The 21,808-nt window shown below is 70.4% G+C and carries 26 protein-coding genes and 2 pseudogenes; 19 read left to right on the forward strand and 9 right to left on the reverse strand.

What is annotated here, in order from left to right; translation table 11 throughout:
* Positions 1 to 367: 367 nt before the first annotated feature.
* The 3 genes from P3T39_RS25910 to P3T39_RS25920 all read left to right on the forward strand — a co-directional run bounded on the left by P3T39_RS25910 (position 368) and on the right by P3T39_RS25920 (position 2,205).
* Complete coding sequence (locus P3T39_RS25910; protein WP_280701354.1) at positions 368 to 763, forward strand: hypothetical protein; 396 nt, start codon at positions 368 to 370, stop codon at positions 761 to 763.
* A 35-nt stretch (positions 764 to 798) separates the two neighbouring features.
* Positions 799 to 1,236, forward strand: a complete 438-nt coding sequence (locus P3T39_RS25915; RefSeq protein ID WP_280701355.1) for a cupin domain-containing protein — start codon at positions 799 to 801, stop codon at positions 1,234 to 1,236.
* 492 nt (positions 1,237 to 1,728) lie between these two features.
* Positions 1,729 to 2,205, forward strand: a complete 477-nt coding sequence (locus P3T39_RS25920; protein WP_280701356.1) for a hypothetical protein — start codon at positions 1,729 to 1,731, stop codon at positions 2,203 to 2,205.
* 387 nt (positions 2,206 to 2,592) lie between these two features.
* On the opposite strand, the gene P3T39_RS25925 is transcribed toward P3T39_RS25920, so the two are convergent.
* Positions 2,593 to 3,759 carry a CopD family protein gene (locus P3T39_RS25925; RefSeq protein WP_280701357.1) on the reverse strand — a complete coding sequence of 389 codons (1,167 nt, stop codon included), beginning with the start codon at positions 3,757 to 3,759 and terminating at the stop codon, positions 2,593 to 2,595.
* A gap of 227 nt (positions 3,760 to 3,986) precedes the next feature.
* On the opposite strand from P3T39_RS25925, the gene P3T39_RS25930 reads away from it, so the two are divergent.
* From P3T39_RS25930 to P3T39_RS25940, 3 genes are all read left to right on the forward strand, one after another.
* Positions 3,987 to 4,139 (forward strand): hypothetical protein, encoded by a 153-nt coding sequence (locus P3T39_RS25930; RefSeq protein ID WP_280701358.1) that lies wholly within the window; start codon positions 3,987 to 3,989, stop codon positions 4,137 to 4,139.
* 187 nt (positions 4,140 to 4,326) lie between these two features.
* Positions 4,327 to 4,977 (forward strand): DUF4360 domain-containing protein, encoded by a 651-nt coding sequence (locus P3T39_RS25935; protein WP_280701413.1) that lies wholly within the window; start codon positions 4,327 to 4,329, stop codon positions 4,975 to 4,977.
* Between the two features lie 218 nt (positions 4,978 to 5,195).
* On the forward strand, positions 5,196 to 5,636 hold the full coding sequence (locus P3T39_RS25940; RefSeq protein WP_280701359.1) for a hypothetical protein: 441 nt from the start codon (positions 5,196 to 5,198) through the stop codon (positions 5,634 to 5,636).
* 158 nt (positions 5,637 to 5,794) lie between these two features.
* Here P3T39_RS25940 and P3T39_RS25945 read toward each other — a convergent pair whose 3' ends face one another.
* On the reverse strand, positions 5,795 to 5,953 hold the full coding sequence (locus P3T39_RS25945) for a hypothetical protein (protein WP_280701360.1): 159 nt from the start codon (positions 5,951 to 5,953) through the stop codon (positions 5,795 to 5,797).
* A gap of 95 nt (positions 5,954 to 6,048) precedes the next feature.
* Between P3T39_RS25945 and P3T39_RS25950 the strand changes: the two genes are divergently transcribed.
* From P3T39_RS25950 to P3T39_RS25960, 3 genes and pseudogenes are all read left to right on the forward strand, one after another.
* Entirely contained in the window at positions 6,049 to 7,395 is a 1,347-nt protein-coding gene (locus tag P3T39_RS25950; RefSeq protein ID WP_280701361.1) for a M14 family zinc carboxypeptidase, read from the forward strand.
* Between the two features lie 146 nt (positions 7,396 to 7,541).
* Positions 7,542 to 8,450, forward strand: a pseudogene (locus P3T39_RS25955) (histidine kinase); the annotation flags it as partial.
* Positions 8,451 to 9,334: 884 nt separating this feature from the next.
* Positions 9,335 to 10,306 (forward strand): serine hydrolase, encoded by a 972-nt coding sequence (locus tag P3T39_RS25960; RefSeq protein ID WP_280701362.1) that lies wholly within the window; start codon positions 9,335 to 9,337, stop codon positions 10,304 to 10,306.
* A gap of 132 nt (positions 10,307 to 10,438) precedes the next feature.
* Here the strand turns inward: P3T39_RS25960 and P3T39_RS25965 are convergent.
* Positions 10,439 to 10,600: pseudogene (locus P3T39_RS25965) on the reverse strand (chloramphenicol phosphotransferase); the annotation flags it as partial.
* Positions 10,601 to 10,644: 44 nt separating this feature from the next.
* On the reverse strand, positions 10,645 to 11,244 hold the full coding sequence (locus P3T39_RS25970) for a hypothetical protein (protein WP_280701363.1): 600 nt from the start codon (positions 11,242 to 11,244) through the stop codon (positions 10,645 to 10,647).
* A 263-nt stretch (positions 11,245 to 11,507) separates the two neighbouring features.
* On the opposite strand from P3T39_RS25970, the gene P3T39_RS25975 reads away from it, so the two are divergent.
* The gene (locus P3T39_RS25975; RefSeq protein WP_280701364.1) at positions 11,508 to 11,945 is read left to right on the forward strand and encodes a hypothetical protein; all 438 of its coding nucleotides are present in this window, start codon (positions 11,508 to 11,510) and stop codon (positions 11,943 to 11,945) included.
* A 270-nt stretch (positions 11,946 to 12,215) separates the two neighbouring features.
* The gene (locus P3T39_RS25980) at positions 12,216 to 13,025 is read left to right on the forward strand and encodes an aminoglycoside phosphotransferase family protein (protein WP_280701365.1); all 810 of its coding nucleotides are present in this window, start codon (positions 12,216 to 12,218) and stop codon (positions 13,023 to 13,025) included.
* 59 nt (positions 13,026 to 13,084) lie between these two features.
* Here the strand turns inward: P3T39_RS25980 and P3T39_RS25985 are convergent, their stop codons facing one another.
* Positions 13,085 to 13,360, reverse strand: a complete 276-nt coding sequence (locus P3T39_RS25985) for a hypothetical protein (protein WP_280701366.1) — start codon at positions 13,358 to 13,360, stop codon at positions 13,085 to 13,087.
* 9 nt (positions 13,361 to 13,369) lie between these two features.
* Positions 13,370 to 13,918 carry a DinB family protein gene (locus tag P3T39_RS25990; protein ID WP_280701367.1) on the reverse strand — a complete coding sequence of 183 codons (549 nt, stop codon included), beginning with the start codon at positions 13,916 to 13,918 and terminating at the stop codon, positions 13,370 to 13,372.
* A gap of 45 nt (positions 13,919 to 13,963) precedes the next feature.
* Between P3T39_RS25990 and P3T39_RS25995 the strand changes: the two genes are divergently transcribed.
* Positions 13,964 to 14,392 carry a TetR/AcrR family transcriptional regulator gene (locus tag P3T39_RS25995; protein WP_348534385.1) on the forward strand — a complete coding sequence of 143 codons (429 nt, stop codon included), beginning with the start codon at positions 13,964 to 13,966 and terminating at the stop codon, positions 14,390 to 14,392.
* A 51-nt stretch (positions 14,393 to 14,443) separates the two neighbouring features.
* Here P3T39_RS25995 and P3T39_RS26000 read toward each other — a convergent pair whose 3' ends face one another.
* Positions 14,444 to 14,815: a hypothetical protein gene (locus P3T39_RS26000; protein ID WP_280701368.1), complete on the reverse strand. Its 372-nt coding sequence runs from the start codon at positions 14,813 to 14,815 to the stop codon at positions 14,444 to 14,446.
* A 978-nt stretch (positions 14,816 to 15,793) separates the two neighbouring features.
* Between P3T39_RS26000 and P3T39_RS26005 the strand changes: the two genes are divergently transcribed.
* Positions 15,794 to 15,916: a hypothetical protein gene (locus tag P3T39_RS26005; RefSeq protein WP_280701369.1), complete on the forward strand. Its 123-nt coding sequence runs from the start codon at positions 15,794 to 15,796 to the stop codon at positions 15,914 to 15,916.
* A 119-nt stretch (positions 15,917 to 16,035) separates the two neighbouring features.
* Here the strand turns inward: P3T39_RS26005 and P3T39_RS26010 are convergent, their stop codons facing one another.
* Complete coding sequence (locus tag P3T39_RS26010; RefSeq protein WP_280701370.1) at positions 16,036 to 16,254, reverse strand: hypothetical protein; 219 nt, start codon at positions 16,252 to 16,254, stop codon at positions 16,036 to 16,038.
* 280 nt (positions 16,255 to 16,534) lie between these two features.
* Between P3T39_RS26010 and P3T39_RS26015 the strand changes: the two genes are divergently transcribed.
* The gene (locus P3T39_RS26015) at positions 16,535 to 16,777 is read left to right on the forward strand and encodes a hypothetical protein (protein ID WP_280701371.1); all 243 of its coding nucleotides are present in this window, start codon (positions 16,535 to 16,537) and stop codon (positions 16,775 to 16,777) included.
* Here P3T39_RS26015 and P3T39_RS26020 read toward each other — a convergent pair.
* A complete protein-coding gene (locus P3T39_RS26020; RefSeq protein ID WP_280701372.1) occupies positions 16,770 to 17,108 on the reverse strand; it encodes a C1 family peptidase in 339 nt (112 codons plus the stop codon). The two genes, P3T39_RS26015 and P3T39_RS26020, sit on opposite strands and share 8 nt — an antisense overlap.
* A gap of 299 nt (positions 17,109 to 17,407) precedes the next feature.
* Between P3T39_RS26020 and P3T39_RS26025 the strand changes: the two genes are divergently transcribed.
* From P3T39_RS26025 to P3T39_RS26045, 5 genes are all read left to right on the forward strand, one after another.
* Complete coding sequence (locus tag P3T39_RS26025) at positions 17,408 to 17,863, forward strand: neprosin family prolyl endopeptidase (RefSeq protein ID WP_280701373.1); 456 nt, start codon at positions 17,408 to 17,410, stop codon at positions 17,861 to 17,863.
* Between the two features lie 48 nt (positions 17,864 to 17,911).
* On the forward strand, positions 17,912 to 18,607 hold the full coding sequence (locus tag P3T39_RS26030) for a GNAT family N-acetyltransferase (protein ID WP_280701374.1): 696 nt from the start codon (positions 17,912 to 17,914) through the stop codon (positions 18,605 to 18,607).
* Between the two features lie 90 nt (positions 18,608 to 18,697).
* Positions 18,698 to 19,300 carry a winged helix-turn-helix domain-containing protein gene (locus P3T39_RS26035; RefSeq protein ID WP_280701375.1) on the forward strand — a complete coding sequence of 201 codons (603 nt, stop codon included), beginning with the start codon at positions 18,698 to 18,700 and terminating at the stop codon, positions 19,298 to 19,300.
* Positions 19,297 to 20,625: an MFS transporter gene (locus P3T39_RS26040; RefSeq protein ID WP_280701376.1), complete on the forward strand. Its 1,329-nt coding sequence runs from the start codon at positions 19,297 to 19,299 to the stop codon at positions 20,623 to 20,625. The genes P3T39_RS26035 and P3T39_RS26040 overlap by 4 nt, the downstream gene beginning before the upstream one ends.
* Positions 20,626 to 20,725: 100 nt before the next feature.
* The gene (locus P3T39_RS26045) at positions 20,726 to 21,562 is read left to right on the forward strand and encodes a poly-gamma-glutamate hydrolase family protein (RefSeq protein WP_280701377.1); all 837 of its coding nucleotides are present in this window, start codon (positions 20,726 to 20,728) and stop codon (positions 21,560 to 21,562) included.
* Positions 21,563 to 21,808 lie beyond the last annotated feature (246 nt).

Raw genomic sequence — 21,808 nt, forward strand, 5'->3', positions numbered from 1 at the left:
CGGCTCCGGGAGCCTCCCGCGGTCGGCACCGCGGCTGCCTGGACCGCCGTGCACGGCCCGGCGCGGCCTGCGACTGCCCCCGGCCGGCCTGGGCGGTGCGAACGTCCCGTCCTTCAAGGGTCTCTTCTGCTTCTTCTTTCCCCCGGCCACAGCATTCCCGTTCACTCGCTCAGCAGACTTCCGCGACAGTCTGACTGGTCAGCCCGGCACACGGAACAGGCGGGTCCTCCTACCCGCCACCGTCCGGGCAACTGACAGCACCACGACTGCCGGGATCTCCTCCGGCGTCCCGCTCCCGATCACAGCCGGCTCCCTTCACCGGGCGGCGTCAAGTCCCGTCGAGGAAACTGCCGACGGCCTGCGCCGAGTGGCTGTCGCCGCGGTCGCCGCGGACCTGATCGGCAACTCAGTCAGCAGTGCGGGCGAAGGCAGCGCCGTCACGGCAGTTGGCGTCCTCCTCGTCGCGCTGTCGACCCTGCCGCTGCCCGTCCGGCGCAGCCACCCGGCTCCGGCGCTCGCGGCCGTCCTGGTCCTGGGCATGGCGGCGAACCTCACCGCACCGCCGTCGAGCCACTTCGGCGCCGTCCTCTCGGTGGCCCTGTACTCGGTGGCCTGGGTCCGCGCCGCCCCGGTGACGGCTCTGGCGTCCACCGCGACGGTGGTGCTGACGCTGCTCAGCCAGAGCATCGGAGACGAGCCAGAGATGACCTTGATCAAGCCGTTCACGGACGATCTCTGTTTGGCCCGCGGAACACCTCCGTAGCGTCGGAGCGCCCGACTTCATCTATGGAGGTCCTCGTGACGAATGTCGACTCCCTGTCCACGGCGCCGGCTGGACAGCAGGTCAACGACTCGCTCATCGCCCTTCCCACCCCACCCGCAGTCGTAGCCCCGCAAGGAGGCCGAGCGGAACGGGGCATCACCAGGGAACGCGTCGGTTCTCGTCAACTCTGCCTGAGCCGCCTCGTGATCCCACCGCTCACCACCGAGCAGGCACACCTCCACGCGGACCACGAGACCGCGATCTACATCGTCAGCGGCGAGATCGAAGTCCGGCACGGACCCGACCTGACCGAGGTCACCATCGCAGGCCCCGGCGACTTCGTCTACATCCCACCGAACGTCCCCCACCAGCCGATCAACCGAAGCCGGACACAGGAAGTCGTCGTCCTGGCAGCACGCACCGACCCGCACGACATCGAAAGCCTCGTGCTGCTCCCCACCGCAACACACTGAACACACGGACCCGCGACCACCTGGCCGCACCCTGCCGCAGACCCAGGCCCCCTCGACCGGCAACCTCGCCTTGGCGGCCGGCCGCGTGCTGCGCGCGGGGGTGTCGTGCGTGCACGCGTGCACCAGCGTGACCAGGGCACGTTGCGAGAGCCGGAGCTTGCAGCGACGGTACCCTCCCGTGTGACGATGAGCATGGTGGCCCACTCAACCAGCTCGTGCGGCAGGTACGGTGCGACAGGACAGGAACCAACGAGGCTCTCCGGCGGAAGAGTTGAGATGTGAGAATCGCCCGACCGCCCGGGAGCCTTGTCCGATCTACGCCGACCGGCCCCGACCCGCCCGACCGTCATCGCCCATGGAGGAGCGGGAAACTACCGGCAGCTGCCGGCGGCGCCCCATTGGGCCGACCCGATCGGTGCGGGTACTGGCGGTGATCGGGTGATGCGTGCCCACACGCAGGTACGCCCCGGGCGCCGACTCGTTGCACAGAACATGGCCAGTGCATCGGGCGAGCGAGGAATGCCTACACCGCTGCTGTGGGCATTCGTCATCCGCGAGTCAGCGCCACAGTCGCCGCCGGTCGCCGAAGCGATCCTGGAGATCGGGCCCTCCCAGCATGCGCAGCTGCTGGAGGACGCGATGGCCAGTGGCTTCACCCTCGCCGCAGGCGATCCCCCGCCGACCACCGCCGAAGTCCACGTACACCACGGCCTTCTCACCGAGCTCAGCCTGGTCGGCGGACACCGTGTGTGGCAGCCGGCACCGCCCGCCCCGCTCTCACCCGAGTGGCTGTCCGCCGCTCAGACCAGGGACAGCGTCGTGGTCATCATCGTCCCGCCCGGTACCTGGCCCCAGAGCCTGCCGGACACGGCACCCGCCGACCTCGCCGACGTGTTCACCACCAACCTGCAGGAAGCACGAACGAACGGGCTGGTCCAACACGGAACAGCCCGCCTCATCGCCCGGTGAGACACCAACGCCCGGCTGGACCCGCAAGCCGCTCGCCGCCGAGGGGCCAACCGCCGTCTGACGGCCGTTCCGATACCGGGTCTCAGCGTGGGGCCTTGCGATCGCGGGACAGCGTTCGTCACCGTGGCGAGGCGACGGAACATCAGGGAGGTGCAGGCAGCCGTACGGTGCGCGGTGTCGGTGCACCGACGGGCGGCGACTCGGCCTCGGTGGCGCGGTCAGCCTCCTCCTGGCGGCGCCGGGCGGTGAGCAGCTGCTCCCGGAGGTCCCCTTCTCGCCCACCACTGCGGCAAACGCGGCTCACCCTCCGGGGCGGCGCGCGGTGTACGGCCCCAACGCCGGCCCATTCCCGCCCCATGGCCCCCGGCCCAATCGGGTTCGGCCGGGTCAGGGCGTGGCCAGGGCCTCCCGCCGGGAGAGGGCGTCGGAGGTCCTGACCGTGATGTGGAGCGAGGCCGCGAGGGTGAGGGCCAGTACGGCGCCCACGGCGAAGATGGTGCCGCTCGTGACGGGCGGCGGGCTGCCGGCCTCGGAGCGGGCGGAGCCGCTGAGGAAGGGGACGACGGCCAGAACGGCGGCTCCCAGGGCGACCTCCGCCCAGACGACCTTCGGGAAGTGCCGCAGCGTCAGGTGCAGGAGGGAGGCCGTGGGGTCGGCGCGGCGGGCCTGGGCGATGCGGGGCATCAGCCAGAACTGGTTGACGCCGCCGGCCGTGACCATGCCGAGGACCAACGCGATCTTGATGAGCAGGAAGAATCCGTAGGTCGTCGTCCACAGCTGCTCGATGCCACCGACGTGCTTCCAGCTCATCCACAGGCCGGAGGTGAGCACCGAGCCGACGCAGACCAGGGCGACGAGGCTGAAGCGACGCCAGAGGTCCGCCCACAGCGCGCCGGCGTTCTCGCTCAGTCGGCCGCAGGTACCCGCGAGGGTGGCGAGCAGGGCCAGACCGCCGATCCACACCGTGCCGCTGACAATGTGGACCTGGTCGAACAGGGGGTCGAGCACGTGGTCCGCGTCCTTCGGCGCGGTGGCCGGTATCGCCGCGATGAGCGTCACCGCGAGCGCCAGGGGCAGCGCGGTCAGCGCGAGCACGTCCAGGTACCGGCGCGCCTGCGGGATGAACAGCGCGATCAGGGCGGCGGATGCCAGGACCAGGACGGCGTTCTGGACCAGACAGATCGTGCCCTGGGCCACCCAGGTCCCCTTCGCCGCGGGTGCACGCAGGAAGTCCCGGATCCGTCCCGGCGCGAGAGCTTCGCCGAACGGCATGCCCTTGCCGGCCCGGGCCAGGCGGGCGGCGAGCTGGAAGTAGCCGGCCACGAGCAGGAGGACCCCGGACCAGGCCAGGTACCCCGCCGTCCGCCGACGCAGAGCGTCGACATCACCGCGCTCGTTCTCCGGCGTGCGAAGTGCCGGGCGGACCGCTGCCGCGTACGTCACCGTGGATCCGATGGCTCCACACAGACCGATGAAGTAGCCGGACTTGGTCAGAATCCGCCAGAGGGGAGGCGTGGTGTAGTCGGCCGAGGCGGCCAGATGAGCGAAGATCATGAAGGGAAGGCTAACCTAAGTCCCCAGAGGTCCGTCCACAACCCCAGCGAAGATCGTCCAATCGTTGTCAACGGGATACATCGAGGTCTGCCCCGACACGGACGACAGCCGACGGCCGGCAGACGACGTGCGACGGCCAGGACGCGCTGCCACTCAGCGACCCCGGTCCCGAGCACTCTCCCGGCAACCCGACATTTCAGAGCGGCCGACACGACACAGCCCTCGGCATGGACGCGGTCACCACCTTCGCCGGCAGCTGCACCCCGGACGAGCCGCCCCGCAAGGTCGGCCGAATCCCGGCAGTCGAGCGTGACGCGGCCTTCCGAACCGAGCCGGGCATCACCGTCAGCGGCATCCGCCAGGAGCTGCCGAACGGGTGATCCATCGACGCAACATCCGTTGCTCACAGGAGAACTGACAGTCTGTCAGTAAAGTGCAGTCGCGCCTCTGCACGCGGGCGCCCGAGCCGTGGTGGCATGGACGTGCCAAGCATCCTGCCGAATCACCACTGCTCACCACTACTGCGCGTCCCACGGGATCCGTGGGCGATCGGAAGGAAGAGCCATGCTGTCACGCATGCTGGCCGTCGGCGGTGTCGCCGTATCGCTGCTCGGCTCAACGGGCTTCACCTGGTCGATGACTCCGCCGCCGGACAGGATCGTCATCGACGTGGCAACGGTCAACGGCTCCGGCTGTCCCGCCGGGACGGCCGCCGTCGCCGTCTCCCCGGACAACACCGCCTTCACCGTGACCTACAGCAACTACCTCGCCCAGGTCGGCCTCGACGCCAAACCGACCGACTTCCGCAAGAACTGCCAGCTCGACCTCAACGTCCACGTCCCCCAGGGCTTCACCTACGCCATCGCCTCCGCCGACTACCGCGGCTTCGCCCACCTGGAGCCCGGCGCGACCGGCACCGAGAAGGCCAACTACTACTTCCAGGGCGACCCCCAGACCAGCTCGCTCAGCCACCAGTTCAACGGAGGACTCGACAACAACTGGCAGGCCACCGACTCGGTCGACGTCGCCTCCCTCGTCTTCGCACCCTGCGGAGAGGAACGCAACTTCAACATCAACACCGAGCTGCGGGTGAGCGCGGGCACCTCCGACCCGACCAGGACGGCCAGCTTCATGACCATGGACTCCACCGACGGCAACATCAACACCACCTACCACCTCGCCTGGAAGCAGTGCCCCCGAGCCTCTTCTCGGGGCTGACGGGCCCGTTCAGCAGGTCGGCGCTGCACTACGGACCGGTATGGCGCGCGCCGAAGTGATCCGCGCCGGGGTGGTGCGGCAGGCCGGGGAGGGCGCTGCCGCACCACCACTCGTTCCGGCACCTTTGGGCACAGGGTCCACCGGAGGGGGTAGAGCTGGAGTCAAAGCCCTGCGCGATACGCGGCAGGGCCGTCCAACTCAACTGCCCCGGAGGGCCGATGTCTGCTCTGCGTACCAGTAGTCCCAGCGCTCTCGCCGCAGTCGCCGTCGCGGCGCTTCTCGCCTTCGCGGGCGCCGCCCCGGCCACGGCTGCCGCCCCGTCCAGTGCTCGGAGGGCGGTGGCCGTCGTCGCGGCAGCCGGGTTCAATGCCGGTGGCACGTGGCAGCTCCATCAGAGCAACGGGTTCGCGGTGACGCTCGACGTGACTCAGGACGGCAGCGGGAGGCTCTACGGGACCGCCTCCGCCGGCGGCACCGTCGGCACGATCGAAGAAGGCTCGGTGGACGGCGCGAGCATCTTCTTCACCATCGGGTGGTCCAACGGATCCAAGGGCCGGTACACCGGCTCCCTCGGCCCCGACAGGCGCCTCTCCGGTACTACGTTCGACCTGAACAACCCGTCGAGCCAGGCGACCTGGTTCACCGACCGCACTTTCTAGGCAGCCTGCGGCACGCTTCCCGTCCGGCGCTGCGGAGGCCCCGATCAGCCTCAAGGCCCCGGACGGGCTGTCCACAGCCGAAGTTGTGCGCGTTCGCCGCCTGGGACCAGGTACAGCGCGGCACTCTGCCCCGGCCGGACCACGACCGGCCGGGGCCTTTAGTCGGCCTCGCACTCGTGGCCGGACTCGACCGGGCTGCCGTCCTCGAAGCCGGCCCTGCCGCGGAGTGTGGAATCGACGGCGTCGCGGGCCTGATGGGCGCGGGCCATCGCATAGTCGTCAAGTCGTGTTTCCGACAAGGGAGTTCGCATGTACATGGCGTCATTTTGGCAGTACCGTGTCGGCACTCGGGCCATTCACCCCACGCGAAGGGCCAACTCCGATGCGTAGGAACCGACTTGTCCTCCTGGCCGTGAGTGCGGTCGCAGCGCTCACCGCGGTCGCGCTGCCCGCCCTGCCTCAGGCCTCCGCCTCCGCCTCCTCCGCAGCTCGGGCGATCGTCTTCCGGGTCCCCGTCCGGGATGCGAGCGACCCGCAGAAACTGCTCGCAGGCGGCTTCGATGTCCTGGAACGGCGTCAGGGCAACGACCTGTTCGTTCTCGGCGACGCGGCAGCCGGTGCGCGTCTTCACCAGCTCGGATTCACCTGGACGGTGGACCGGACCCTGCCGGGCGGGCGCACCAGCGCGCAGGACGTCCACGCGGCAGACGTCAACGACACCTACTACGGCGGCTACCACACGGTCAACGCCCACTACACGCACCTGGACCAGACCGCCGCCCAACATCCCGGCCTGGCCACCGTGGTGACCTACGGCCAGTCCTGGCGCAAGCAGAACGGGCAGCCGAACGGCTACGACCTGAAGGCCATCTGCATCACCAAGCTGACCCAGGGCGACTGCCGGCTCGATCCGAACCCGGCCAAGCCCCGCTTCTTCCTGATGAGTCAGATCCACGCCAGGGAGATCACCACCGGAGAGGTCTCCTGGCGCTGGATCGACTACCTGACGGGCAACTACGGGACCGACCCGACCGTCACCGCGCTGATGGACTCCACCGAGATGTGGGTGGTGCCGATCGCCAACCCCGACGGCGTCGACATCGTCCAGCAGGGCGGCGACAACCCCAACCTGCAGCGCAAGAACGCCGACGACACCAACGGCACCTCCTGCGGCTGGAACGGCCAGACCGGCATCGACCTCAACCGCAACACCAACTCGCACTGGGGCGCCAGCGGCACCTCGGACCAGCCCTGTGACGAGACCTATCCGGGACCCGACGCGAACTCCGAGACCGAGAACTCCGCTCTGGAGAACCTCTTCCGCAACCTGTACCCGGCCGTGCGCGGCACCGGCGACACGACCCCGGCACCGGTCGACACCCGAGGCGTCATGATCACCATGCACAGCGACGCCAGCATGGTGCTCTTCCCCTGGGGGTTCGACCACACCGTGCACACCGGGAACGACGCCGCGCTGCGTGCCATGGCCGCCCGGCTCGGATCCATCACCGGCTACCAGTACGGCCAGCCCGGCGAGATCCTCTACGACGCGGCCGGCACCACCGACGACTGGACCTACGACAAACTCGGCCTGGCGAGCTTCACGATCGAGGTCGGCGACAGTGACGGCCGCGGCTGTGACGGCTTTCTGCCGCCGTACAGCTGCCAGGACAGCTACTTCTGGCCCAAGCTTCAGCCCGCCCTGCTGTACGCCGCCCAACACGCCGCGGCCCCGTACCGGACCGCATCGGACGGCTGACACGTCAACGCGGAAGGCTGCGTCGACCTGCTCGTCGCAGTGTCTGCGCCCGCTGGACGTACCGGGCGCCGGTCATGCCGCCAGTAGCGACGACCGTAACCGAAAACCGGCTCCGTGTCAGGCGTCCCGGTGACGCACGGCCCACCACCCGGCGGGACCGGTGGCGTACGGTGCTCTGGCTTCAGGCGCGGCTCGTCCTCGCGGTCGTGGCCGTGATGACGACGGTCTGGGGGCCGGTGCTCGCCTTCGACCTGCTGCGCCTAGGCCTCGGTGAAGCTCCGGTGGCAGTGCCGGCTCTTGGAACCTGGGAGCCGCACCGGTGGTACGCGCCGCTTGCCGTGCTGCCGGCCGTCGGGACCTGGGCCCTGCTCGTCGCACTCGGCGACTTCGTCACCTTTCTCGCCCGGTTGCTGCTCGGCCCCTCCACCGCGGAGCGGCTGTCCTTGCTGGAGGAGCGCACCGAGCGGCTCCTGGAGCGCACCCGCATCGCCAGGGAGCTGCACGACTCCATCGGGCATGCGCTGACCGTCGCCGTAGTGCAGGCGGGCGCCGCGCGGGCGGCCGGGGACGCCGAGTTCACCGAACGGGCCCTGGCCGCGATCGAGGAGATCGGCCGGGGTGCGCTGGAGGACCTGGAGCGGGTGCTGCTCGTGCTGCGCGAGAGCACCCAGCCGGTGAGCGGGCGGCCAACCCTGCTGGAGGCGGACCGGCTGCTGGAGGCGGCGCGCAGTTCGGGCGCGGACGTGGACGCCGAGCTGTCGGGGCCGCTGAAGCAGGTGCCGGGGCCGGTGTCCCGCGAGGGCTACCGCATTCTCCAGGAGGCGCTCACCAATGTGCTGCGGCACTCGGGCCCCGTGCCGATACGGGTGCGGATGGCGGTGATCGGTCGGCGACTGGAAATGGACGTGACCAATCCGTTGCCGGGCCGCGCGTCGCCCGACCACGGCGGCAGCAGGCTGCGCGGCATACGCGAGCGGACGGCGCTGCTCGGCGGTAAGGCGCAGGCGGGCCCGTGGCACGGTGAGTGGCGGGTTCGGGTGCGGCTGCCGCTCGACGGTGCGGGGGTCGCGTGGGGCGGCCGTGCGAGGGCGGCGAAAGGCCGGGCCGGGACACGGAGTTCCCAAGGGCATCCGCCCACAGGGCAGGGGCGGTCGTCGGGCCTGCCACCGGACAGGCCCTAGGCTGGTCGGATGCCGGTTACCGTTCTCCGGCCGCCACTCGTCGTAGGACGGAGCTCGGGTGGCGGGCGCACCGGTGTGTGATGCCTTGGATGAACCAGTCCTGGCGGTCCGGCAGGTTTGCCAGTGAGGACGCTGGGCCCATGTCGGCACCAAACATCCATTCGATGAGCTGACTTGACCGGGACGCAGATACCGGCATTCTTCCGATCGAGTCGGCGGCGGGCAGGCCGCTTGTGTGCAGCCGGTCCTGTACCGCTACGGTGGAGGCCGTTGCAGACCTGGGGGGGCCGACGTGGACCGAACGCAAGTACCTGACCGGATCGACTTCTGCCGTTGTGGCAGCAGTCGGCCCGCCTCGCGATCGGCCGTTACGGACGTCGAACCAGGTCCCTGGGCCCAGCCGGCATACAAGGCGTAATGCCATGTCCCGGGCAGCCCTTGCCGTTTCGCACCTCCGGCGAAGGGGCTGAAGTGGCCCACTCCGCTGGTCCGCGGACCTTGACCCTGTCAGGTCGGGTCAACTCGTCGCGGACGGTCGAGGCGGTACGCAATCTCCAGCGCCGGGCGGCCCCTTCGGCCGCCATGCCCCGGTAGCGGACTTCAACGGCCGGACACGCATACTACCGGCTACGTGATCCCGAAGCACGGCATGTCACTCCGGAGAGCGACCTCCGGCGGTCCGTGGCGTCTGCGGACACCGGACCGATCGACTCCCTCACCGGCGCAGGTCTACTCATTTCCCGAAAGGATCCTTCCTCATGGCAGCTTTCCATCGCATCGGCATACGCCGACCGATTGCCGGGCTGGCCGCCGGCGCAGCGGCGACGCTGCTGGTGTTCACCGCGTCCGCCGGCGCGCAGGCGGCGCCCCAACCCCGGCCGAGCACCCCGGGTATATGCTCCTCCGCGCGCAACCCCCAGCTGGCCGCCCACCTGTCCCAGGACATCACGGGCGCCCTGGCGGGCCGTCAGGACACGGTGGCGTTCGCAATATCGGACGCCAAGACCGGCGTGTCCTGCGCCTACCACTCCTCTTTGCACTTCGACTCGGCGAGCGTCGTCAAGGCGACCATCATGGGCGCCGTGCTGCGCCGTGCCGAGGACGAGCACCGATACCTGACCGACTGGGAGGACACCAACCTCCAGCAGATGATCACGGCGTCCGACAACACTGCGGCCACCAACCTGTGGAAGAGCCTGGGCATGCCCCGCCTCCAGGCCTTCCTGAAGCTGGCAGGGATGAACGACACCCAGCTGGGCGCTGATGGCTACTGGGGTCTTACGCAGATCACCGCAGCCGACGAGCTGAAGATGCTGGATGTCTTCACCGGCAACCCGAGCGTGCTCACGCCGGCCGGAAAGGCCTATGCCCTGGGGCTGATGAGCCAGGTGGAGGCCGACCAGCGTTGGGGTACCCCCTTCGGCGCGCCGGCCACGGTCTCCGTGCACGTGAAGAACGGCTGGCTGCCTCGGGCGACCCACGGCTGGCGGGTGCACAGCCTGGGCATCTTCACCGGTGCGGGCAAGGACTACCGGATGGCGGTCCTGACCCAGGACAACGCCACCGAGTCCGACGGGATCGACACGATCCAGCGGATCGCCTCGGCGGTGCACCACGACCTCAACAGCGGTGCCGGCGGCCAGACCTCCAAGCTCGCTCCCCAGGGTCGTGACACCGAAGCGCCCGAGGCCTCCGACGGCTCGGCGCCGTTCGGGTCCGTCGCGCACTGACGCACTCCTCGGGCCCGGCCGCGCGGTCGAGCGTCAGGCAGGGGGTGGGGCCGACGGCAGCAGCTGTCGGCCCCACCCCCCTTTGTGCATCAGCGGGCCTGACGGATGGCGTTCACGAATCGCGATGCGGCGTCAGCCGGCCGGTGGTTCGTCCGCCCGGAGATTCGACTTCAGCTGCTCGAAGTCGGTGGGGGCCGATCGTCGTGGCAGGAAGTCCTTGATCTGTTGAGCGCAGTCCTGCGGACTGGCAGTGCTGGTGTCGCACTCGATGTCGCAGATGCCGTGGGCGTGAACGCGCGCGCCGCCACAGCTCGGCAGAGAACCCGTACCCGCAGCCGTCAGGGGGCCCCGGTGAGGCTGCTCAGGAAGCGGGCCAGCAGGACGACGTAGTCGAGGGACCCGATGAGCAGAGCGGTCGAAGTGCCCAGCAGCATCGGGCCCGCGGCCTTGGGATCACTCCTGAGGCGGCGGGCGAAGTGGGCGGCCACACCGAGCGGCAGGACCAGGGCAGCGACCGCCACCACAGCGAGGAGCAACGCCGGCACGCCCAGGTCGGCCGCTTCGAGGAAGTACCGGCCGACCACCCATGTGCCGGCCACCGACACGGACAGGACCACCGCCAGGGCCACCACCGGAGCACGCTCGTAAAAGGTCCGCGCAGAAGCCGGCCGACCCGGGACCCACGGGACCCGGACCTGGTTGTCGAGGCCGTCGGCCTGACACGGCACTTCCGGGGCCTCCGCCCTCGTCCGGCCGCAGGCGTCGGATCCTTCCTCACCCAGGCGGCCAGGGACGCCGGACACCGCAGCGTCGGAGGCTTCGACAGCGGCGGGCAGGGCGGCCGCAGCCTCCACGGCCGGGTGGCCCACCATCTCCGGAACAGCCGCGGCGCCCGCCTCACCAGGGCACCTCGATCCCGCAGGGAACTTGTCTCGCATGCGTCGTCCTCAAGCCTCATCGAATCCCTGATCGACTCTCACGCTATGCGGCCCCGACGCGCGGGGCACCCGACGGAAGGCACCCGGGTGGTAAGGCCATGCTCCGCTGCGGACCCCGGCTGCCCGAAAATCAGTCAGCATGCTGCCCGGGGGGCAACACCGGTCACTCCGGGACGTGGTGCGCCGACGGCACGGCGGCTGCCGCAACCTGCGGCGGGCCGCCACGCCGGCCCGACCAAGAGACCCTCCCCGGGGGAACCTCCATGAGCACCGTCCAGCCCGTCCGCGTGTCCTTCGACGTGCTGAAGCAGAACCGGCGCCTGCTGGTCTTCCCCCTGCTGACCGGCGCCGCGCTGGCGCTGACCACCACCGGCATCGCGGTGCCGCTGTACCTTCGGCACGGGGTCCAGCCCTCGCTGTCCACCTCGGAGCGGATCGCCATCGGCGTCGACTACCTGCTGCTGGGGTTCGTGCTGACGCTCTGCAACGCCACGATGATCTGCGCGGTCCACGACGTCCTGCGCGGCGAGCCCGTCCGGATCGGCGCGAGCTGCCGGCGCGCGTTGCGGCACTGGCGGCAGCTGCTGGTCTGGAGCGTGCTCAGCGCGACGGCCCTGCTGCTCATCCGACAGCTGGAACGGATCCCGGTGGTGGGCTGGATCATGCGCGAACGAACACGCCTTCCGACCCGGTCGGCGTGACCCAGCACCTGCTCCACTCCGCGGTGCACAGAGCGCTCGGCATCGACGTCACCGGTTCGACCGGTGCGGAGCAGCTTCCGGGCACTTTCGGTCAGTCCCCCGCCGTCGACCCGGGCCGTTCCGGACAGCCGGCGGCCGGCAGACGCGCGTCCGCTACCCTTTGACGTCGCTCACCAGGCCGAAGTCGTCGGCCACCGAACTCCGCGCCGCCGCCCTCGCGGTCCGGACCGACGACGGCCGCCGAGCCGACCGGAACCAGAAGGAGTCCTCATGACGGTGCACCGGCGGACAGAGGAAGAGGTGCTGGTCGGCGGCGGCGTGAATCAGGTCGTGCGGATCGGATCGACCGTTCGACGCCCCGCCGGCCCCTGGACCCCCACCGTCCACGCACTGCTCGACCACCTGCGGGCGGCAGGGTTCACCGGTGCCCCACGTGCTCTCGGCCTCGACACCGGCGGCCGGGAGATCCTCGACTTCGTGCCCGGCCACGTCGCCAGCTACCCGCTGCCGGACTACGCGCGATCAGATGCCACCCTGCGGGCCGTGGCCGTGCTCCTGCGCGACTACCACGACGCCACCGCCCGCTTCACCCCGCCGCCGGAAGCCACCTGGTACCTGCCCGGCCGAGAGCCGACCGAGGTGATCTGCCACGGCGACATCGCCCCCTACAACTGCGTCTTCCGCGACGGAAAGCCGATCGCGTTCATCGACTTCGATACCGCCCACCCCGGCCCGCGCATCTGGGACCTCGCCTACGCCGCCTATCGGTTCGTGCCCCTCACCGATCCGGGCAACGGCGACTTTGCGCTGCCCGTCGAGGAACAGGCACGTCGGCTCGGACTCCTCGCCGACGCCTATCAGTTGGACGACAGCGATCGCGCCGCACTCGCCGACACCGCCCGGGAGCGCCTGGATGCTCTGGTCCGCCACATGCACGAGCAGGCCAACGCCGGCACCGTCGCGTTCGCCGAACACGTCGCCGCCGGACACGACCTCCTCTACCGCACCGATGCGGCACACATCGCCCGCCACACAGCACTCTTCACCGCGGCGCTGAGTCGAAAGCACCCACAGCAGTGACTCCCGGCCACCAACGAAGCATCAGTGCCCGGCCGGAACACCTCGGACACCGGCGGTTACTACACGTCGGTGAGGGGCTGCTGGGTGAAGCAGCCGAGATCGGTGATTGCCGCGGTGTCGCTGAGGGCGGCGAGCTGCTCCTCGTTGCGGGGGACGCCGCCGATGTCGACACCGAAGAGGAGGAGGTGGCTGCCGCCTTCGTCCTTGCGCAGGAGCGAGACGTTGAGGACATTGCCCGCGCGGCTCGGAGGAGCGTCGACCAGGGTGGCCAGGTGGGTGTCGACGGCCGCGACGAGATCGTCGGCGGCGGCAGTTGGCCCGACACGCCGTGACACGCCCAGGCGTCAGATGCCGCGACTGCCGTCGCGGGTCTCGCGGATGATGTCCGCGTGACCGGCGTGCCGGGCCGTCTCCTCGATCAGGTGCAGGAGCACCCATCGCAGGTTGCGGTGCGCGAGCTTCGGCCAGGCGCACTGGGCGTCCAGGTCCATGCTCGCGGTGATCTCCCGTGAGATGGCCACCTGTTCCCCGAAACAGGCCAGCCAGCGCTCCACCGTGTCTTCGTCGTCGACACGGAAGTCCTCCTCGTTCGGATCCGGGGCATCGGGCTCCGGCCATTCGTGCGGGAAGACCCGTCCCGCCACAATGATCTGGAACCACCGTCGTTCCCACAGCGCCGAGTGCTTGAGCAGCCCGAGCAGCGACAGCGAGCTCGCGGTCGGAGTCTCGCGGGCATCCGCGTCGGAGACCCCCTGAATCTTGCGGACCAGGGCCTCTCGCTGCTTGTCGAGGAACCCGCACAGAGCTTCCCGCACAGGCCGACCCGGCCGCGTGGCGCGGACGCCCGACGCGCCGACATCCTGCGGGCGGCCCGCCACGCCTTCGGCCGCCACGCCTACGCCGACACCACCATCGCGGCCATCGCGGACGGCGCGGGCGTGAGCTCGGCCCTGGTGATGAAGTACTTCGGCAGCAAGGAACAGCTGTTCGCGCAGGTCTTCACCTTCGAGGAGGACGCCGCCGCCCTGCTCGACGCCCCGCTGGACACCCTTGCCCGCCACATGGTGCTGCACCTGCTCGCGACCCAGGAGGGCGAGGCCCGCGACCCCATCCTCCGCATCGCCTTCTCCCGCCTGCACGAGGAGCAGGGCCGCGAGGCCAGGGCCAACTTCCGCGCCCAGGTCGTCACCCGCCTTCCCGGCCCGGACGCCCCTCTTCGCGCCGAGATGGCCCTGGGCGTGCTGCTCGGCCCCGGCGCGCTGTACGCGATGGTCCAGGCCGAGGAGGTGCGCGCGCTGACGCACGAGCAGATCGCCGACCGGTACGTCCCGCTGCTCCAGCCCCTGCTCACAGGCCCACCGGCCTGACAGGGCGCGGCACACGGCACCCGACCGCCCGGCCGGCTCCGGGTGGTCGGATCAGATGCCCAGGATCGGCCCGGTGTAGACCAGTTCGGCCGCCGTCTGCTGCGCCCGGCGCAGGTGAGTGGCCGCGCCTTCGATCGCCGCGATGGCGTGTCCGAGGTCCACGGCGACCTCGGCCTGGCGCTCGGTGGGAGTGGGCGGGTCCGCGAAGACCGCGAGGTGCTCGGGTCTGATCGCGTTGAGGCCGGCGGCAAGCTGGTGCAGCGACTGCGGGAGGTGTTCCAGCAGGCCGGCGAGGGCGCCGAGGGTGTGGTGGACATCCGTTGGGTACGGGTACGCGGCGGTCTGCTGCGTGCACTCGTTGAGGTGACGGATCTCGTCGGCGGCCGAGGCGGCGATCCCGCTCGGCGTGCGATCAAGAAGCATGAGGCAGTCCTTTCCGTCGCTGTCCGTTCGTGCCCGTGGCCGGATACCGGCGGCGGGTTGGGACCGGTGGGGCCTCATCCGTACACGGGAGCGCCCACCACAGGGCCGCGTTTCCCCGGCCGGAGCGGCGCGCCGACTGGCGCCGACGCGGGGCTTCGTCCGGTTCCGGCTCGGGTCGCGCGGTGCTGCGGCCATGTCCCGGGGCGGCTGTCCCGGTGGCGGATGCCCGGTCCATCGCCCTCCGCAGCGCAGCCACCGTCGCCTGTGGATGTGCCGAGGTGGCCACGGTGCGGGCGAACGGCGAGGGTCGGCGCAGATCGACGCAGACCACGCTCCCGCGCCGGAGGCGGACCGCAACGAAGTCCTGCCCGCCCGGATGCCGCCAAACCCCCAGGCACAGCGCACCGGGAATCAGCAGGCCGCGTTCCCGTACGCCGCGCAGGGCGCGCCAGGCCTCCGGCTGAGCCGTGATCCTGTCGACCGCCGCAAGTGGCATCCGGACATCGCCGTGCCGGGCTGCGACCTTCTCCAACCATGCCAGCCGGAGGACCAGTTCGTCACCGTCGACCATCAGCCTGGCCATCGCTCCGTCCCTCTTTCTCTCCGTCGCTGATGCGCCGGCGGGGCATGCCGCGCGGCCCTGACGGCGTCGGGATCAACCGGCGGGCGAGGGGTCCGGCGCGGCCATCGGCGCCTGTGCGGCCGGCACGGCGCTGCCGCCCGGGCCGCCGTACCGCGCGCCGCGGGGGCCAGTGCACACCACTCCCCGCCGGAACGGCGTCGGTGCCATCGCGCGGGCCTCGCCGGGACCGGCACCCACCCAATCCATATACCTCCACGCGGGGCATCACGACAAGCACTCGCCCAGGTTCTGCCCAACCGCATGGAGCGAGGTTTCCCGTATCGGCACGCCGCAGGAGCCGATGGTGCCATCGTGAGAACGGGCGCGACCGGGCAGGCGCCCCTCACGACGCCCCGGTGTCGGCCCGTACCGGACCGGTGCCCTCAGGCACCCACGGCGAACAGGCGGTCCGGACGGGTGGACGTGAGCACCCGACCGGTGCCGAGGAGTCCGCGCTCGTCTCCACCCGCTGGCGGTGAGCCTGCGCAGCCGCTCGGCCCCGACCCGGTCCTCGTACCGGTCGACGACCTCGGCGCAGGGCTGCACCGCCACCACGTCGGAGCGCGGCGTCAGCCGGGCAGTGCTGCCGGTCGCGCCGTCAGATCGGCCGTCCGGAGTCCGAGAATGTCGGTCCGCCGGCGGCAAAGTTCCGCCGGGCGGTACTCGGCGCCGCGACGTCCTCGCCGGGCGGCTGGCGGAAGTCGGCCCCCTGCTCGACAGGGGACGGCCGTCGGCCGTCGGCCTGCGCGGGAACGGAGCCGTCGGTGGCGGACTCGGAGAAAACAGGCAGCCCGAGGCTGCGGCGGTCGGTGGTCATGATCGCCAGTGTGACATCCCGCAGCCGCAGGCGTCCCACGGACCCGTCCGGCTCGCCTCCGAGACCGGCCGCGCAGCGCCCGGCTCGCGCCCCTGATCCGCACGCCGACCTCTCTCCGCGACTGTCTGCCCCTGCTCGGCCTCACCGCCGAGACCGACAAGCTGCCCGATGGGCTTCACTGACCGGCCGTCGCGGGCTCACCGGCCGGCTCCGACCGGGCGCAGATCTCCAGCTCCGGTGCAGACCCTGCTCTGCCGCCCCGAATCTCAAGGTGCCCGGCGTGGTCGGTGCCTTCACGGAAGCGGAGCTTCGGGAAGTGGACCTTCGGGAAGTGGACCTTCGGGAAGTGGACCTTCAACTGCCGGGCACCACCGCAGAGCTGGGCTCGCTGCATCGGCCGAGCCGCCGGCCAACGCGGGTTGCCGAAGACCCCTGCACCACCGAGGACGGGGTCGAGGCGGCCGAGGTCGCCCTGCCGCTGGAGACCCGGGCGCCGGCGGCACCGGGTGGTCTGGTCAGGTGACTACGCGGATGGTCCAGAAGTCCGAGGAGAGCCCCTGCTCGGTCAGATACGCATAGGGAAGGGTGAAGTAACCGTCCAGGCCCCAGTCGGGGCCCCAGGAGTTACGCACCAGGAAGCGCTGCGTGCTGTCGTCGTACCCTACGGCCAGTACGGCATGCCCGCCGAGGACCTGGTCGCTCGGCGAAGGCATCGGAGCCTCGCCGGTCTTGGCCACCTCCGGGCTCTCGAAACTGGAGTAGACCGTGAAACCGAAGACGAACGGGAATCCGGCGGCCAGGCAGCCCTTGAGCTGGCTCAGCTCCTGAACGACGCGCTGATAGCCCGTCGCCATCGACTGCAGGGCGCCCTTGTAACAGGGCGGCGGCGGCTTCTCCCCGGCCTCTCGAGCCGCATCGGCGGCCGCGGGAAGACTACGTTGAGTGCCCGGGCGAGGGCACACGGTCAGCATCCCAACGATGTGTCCACCCCGCACTTCCGCGGCATATCGGGCTGGCGGCGACCGCGAGCTCCCAGCCCTGACGCCCGCCGTTTCGGGCCCAGGACCTGCCCGGACCGGACCAGCCGGGAACCCGACGCCGCGCACTGATGATCCGATCGGGCTCTCCTCGGCCAGCAATCCCTCGTACATCCATGATTTTGCCGAGCCCGGCCAGCATCTTGGGCGGCGCGCGGTACGAGACCGAGGTGTCCTGGTACCTCTTCGCGGGGAATTGGCGGCTCTACCTCGGGGGTACCGGTGCGAGCGATGCGGTGGGGTACTACCCGGCCTCGCTGTTCGGGGGCGGCCAGCTCGCGGGCAATGCGGTGGACATCGACTACGGCGGCGAGGTCGTGGATGCCACGGCATGGCCGCCGATGGGAAGCGGCGCATTCGCCGACGCCGGCTGGCAGTTCGCCGCGTATCACCGCGATGTCTACTGCTTCCCCACGACCGGGGGCGGCCAGGAGGCGTCCTCTGCGAACCCGCAGCTCAGTCGGTACGCCCTCGATCAACGCACTCTCGCACCCCGGCCGGTTGAGCACCCGCAAGTAAGCCATCGCCGCCTTGGCCGCCCGCTACCGCCACCGCCCAGTAGTGGACCATGAACCTGAGTGCTCCGTACGGACACGACCATCACCAGGAGGGGAAGAGCAGTGAGCGGTGTTGTTGCACAGGCCAGGAAGTCACTGGACGACATCGGCCTGACGCTGGCCGTGAAAACGGATTTCTCGGAGTTCTGCGGTCACCTGAGCGGTGCCGACGGCGCGGACGGCGTAAACCCGGCATTCGATCCGAGGCACAGCCGCCTGTCCCCCGATTCGAGTTTCTGGATCAGCGCACAGGATCACGACGGCAGTATTGCCGGCTGCATCGCCTACCGGACGTTTCGCACCCATGATGTGCGTGATCTGATCCGGACGATGAAAATCTTCTGCGAAGAACCGTGCGCCGCCCACGCGGGCACACTGGACCTGGTGCTTCCCGCGGAGACCCCCCGGATATCCGGGCTGGTGGGGTTCCCCGGCGGCCTGTGGGTCAGTGCGGACTACCGTGGCAACGGAATATCGGAGCACATGATGAACGCGGTCCGGCGGGAAGCGCTCAAGCGGTATTCCCTGGACTGGGAAGTGGCGATAACGTTCAAGAAAATCACCGAGAGCGCATCCCTGCGGGACATCTACGACTTTCAGCATGTCGTGCCCTGCATAGACGGATTCTTTCCGCCGACCCGACGGGTGGAGCGCATCGCGCTTCAGTTCAGCTCGCGCACCCACCTTCTCCGCAGCCCTGCCGCTCTTGACGAGCCCGCGCGGACAGTCGAACCGGCGCCACCGGTCGCGGTTCGATGACACACCCGCCGGCCGGGGCGTCGCGTCTTTGCAGAGGACTGGTTGCAGAGACTCCTATGCAGAGAGTCCTCTGCACTATAGGCTGCCCGGGTGACCGAGGAACCCGAACGCGTCCCAGCGGCCAAGCCCACCCGGCGCATCGACGCCCGCAGCCTTCGGGGGCTGGCCCATCCGCTGCGGATGAGCATTTTGGAGGCGCTGGGCCTGGACGGCCCTGCCACCGCCACCAGCCTGTCCCAGCGGCTGGGCGAGAGCACCGGCACCATCAGCTGGCATCTGCGCCACCTGGCCGAGCACGGCTACATCGAGGAGGAGACCGGGCGCGGCACCAAGCGCGAGCGGTGGTGGCGGGCCGTCAGCGACGCCAAGCTGCTCAACCCCGCCGAGTTCCGCGACGACCCCGACACCCGGGGCGCGCTCGCGGTCTACCTGCACCAACTGGCGCAGCAGTTCTTCAGCCGCACCGTGAAGTACCTGGGTGAGGACTGGGACGGCGAGTGGCAGCACGCCGCCACCTTCTCCGACTGGCGCGACCTTCGGATGACCCCCGCTCAGCTCGCGCAGCTCAACCGGGACCTGATGGCGGTCATCGCCCGCCACACTCCTGCCCCGGGCACCGAGCCCGCCCCCGGCGCGCTGCCCGTCATCGTGCAGATCCAGTCCTTCCCGCGTAGGGAACAGGGTGCGGAGTGAGCCCTCGCACACGCGGTGGCCTGCTGCGGCGCCACCGCGACTTCCGGCTGCTGTGGTGCGGCGAGACCACCGGCAAGTTCGGCGCATCCGTCACCGGGGTGGCCCTGCCGCTGGTCGCCGCCTCCACCCTGCACGCCGGAACCTTCCCGGTCGGGGTGCTGAGTGCCTGTGCCTGGCTTCCCTGGCTGATCGTCAGCCTGCCGGTCGGCGTCTGGGTGGACCGGTTCCGCCGCAGGCCGATCATGCTGGCCGCTGCGGCAGTGTCCCTCGTGCTGTTCGCCAGTGTCCCGGTCGTCTCCTGGTTCGGTGGGCTGAGCATGGCCTTCCTGCTGGTGATCACTGTGCTGACCGGCACGGCGGCGGTGTTCTTCCAGACCGCCTACAGCGCCTACCTTCCCAGCCTGCTCGAAGCTGCGGACCAGCCCGAGGGCAACTCCAAACTGCAGGGCAGCGCATCAGTCGCGCAGATCGTCGGGCGGGGCACCGGTGGACTGATCGCCCAACTGGCCGGCGCGGTGAACGCGATGTTCGCCAACGCCGCGACGTTCCTCCTTTCGCTGCTCTGCCTGGCAGCCATCCGGCACCGTGAGCCGCGAGCCGGCGGGGCCGAGCGCCGGCACAGGCCGATGGTGAGCGATGTCAGGGCGGGCCTGCGGCTGGTCGCCGGCGACCGGTGGCTGCGGACGCTGACACTGTTCGGCGCCGTCTCCAACCTGGCGCTCATGGGCTACCAGTCGATTCTGGTGGTCTTCCTGGTACGGGGCATCGGTCTGGGTCCGGGGACCGTCGGCACCCTGATCGCCGCAGCCGGCGCGGGCGGCGTCGTCGGAGCCTTCGTCGCCCGCCGTGTCGCGGGGCGGATCGGCACCGCGCGCGCGACGCTGCTGTTCGAACTGGGAGTACCCGTGCCGGCCCTGCTCATCCCGCTCACCACCGGCGGAGCCGGGACCCTGCTCTATGTGACCGGCGGCTTCTGCGTGTCCGCCGGCGTGGTCGCCGGCAACGTCATCAAGGCGGGCTTCCAGCAGAGCTACTGCCCACCCCACCTGCTCGGCCGCCTCACCGCCAGCACAGCGTTCCTGAACTACGGCACGCTCCCCGTCGGAGCGCTGCTCGGCGGCACGCTCGGCTCCGTCCTCGGCCTCCGCGAAGCGATGTGGATCACCACAGCGGGAGTCCCGCTCGCCGGACTGATCCTGTTCTTCTCCCCGCTCCGGGGAATCCGGGACCTGCCGGCCTCCCCACCGCCTCGGAGCGGGACACTGGTTCCGCAGGATCCGGGTGGCGAACCGATCAGTGACCGCCCGTCAGCACAACGGGCCTGACGCGCCTCGCCGAAGCCGGTTCGGCCGCCGCCCACCGGGTCGGCCGAAGGGCCTACGCACCGATTGTCAGGAGCGGCCACCCCTGCCATCATCCGTTTCCATGATCGTGAACCGCCGTACGCTGATCACGGCGCTTGCCGCAGCGCCCGTGCTGTCCACCGCCACCGCTGCAGTGAACAGCACTCCTGCGCAGGCCGCCACCGACACCTACACCTCCAACACCGCCCTCTACTCCGACAGTTCTCTGGTCGAGGGCGTGGACTACGGCCGCCGGTCCCGGCGGCACCTGCTCGACGACCCGGACCCGTCCACCCGTTCACCCTTCATCAGGACCACCGTCATCGCCCCGCACGGCGGAGGCATCGAGGGCGGCACCTCCGAGCTGTGCCTGGCGATCGCCGGCTACCACCCGGCCGGCCTGACGCCTGCCCCTGCCGGCGGGCCGGTGCACGACTTCTGGATGTTCGAAGGCCTGCGCGTCTCCGGCAACGGCGTCCTGCACGTCACCTCGACGCACTGCGACGACACCATCGCCCGCTCGCTGTGCGCAGGCAGCCTCAACGTGCTCTCCATACACGGCTGTTCGGCCGCTCAGGCCGGTCTGGAATCAAGGGCCCGGGCGGTGCTCGTGGGCGGCCTCAACCCGGTCTTCCGGCAGTACCTGACCGAGGAGTTCGCCACGGCCGGCATCCGTGCGGCGACGGCGTCGGGCGAGGAGCAGATCGCCGGTATCTCCCCGGACAACATCTGCAACCGCACCCTGCTCGGCATGGGCGCCCAGCTGGAGATCACCACGGACCTGCGCGCCGCGCTGTTCGCGGCGGGCCGGAACACCCGAGCGAAGCGGGCGGCCAACACCCTGCCACTCTTCTGGGCCTTCGTGCACGCCGCACGCACCGCGATCGAGCGCCTCGAGGCCGGCCAGACCGTACGGTGAGCGCCCGTGGGCCCGGCCCCGGCGGGCTGCCGGGCCCACGCGGCCGGTGCGGCGGTGAGGCCGGAGAGACAATCAGCCGGCAGGGCAGGGCGCTCCCTTGTCGCCACACGTACACGTCGGCGGCAACCCACCGCCCCGGTGGCCGAATTCGCCCGTGTGAGGGACCTGTACGGCTCCCGCTGACGGTGCGGCGGAGCAGCACCGGGAGACGACCGGGCCGTCGAGGGAGCCGACCAGGCGGTGCAG

The organism is Kitasatospora sp. GP82 (assembly GCF_029892105.1).
Taxonomy (GTDB): Bacteria; Actinomycetota; Actinomycetes; order Streptomycetales; family Streptomycetaceae; genus Kitasatospora.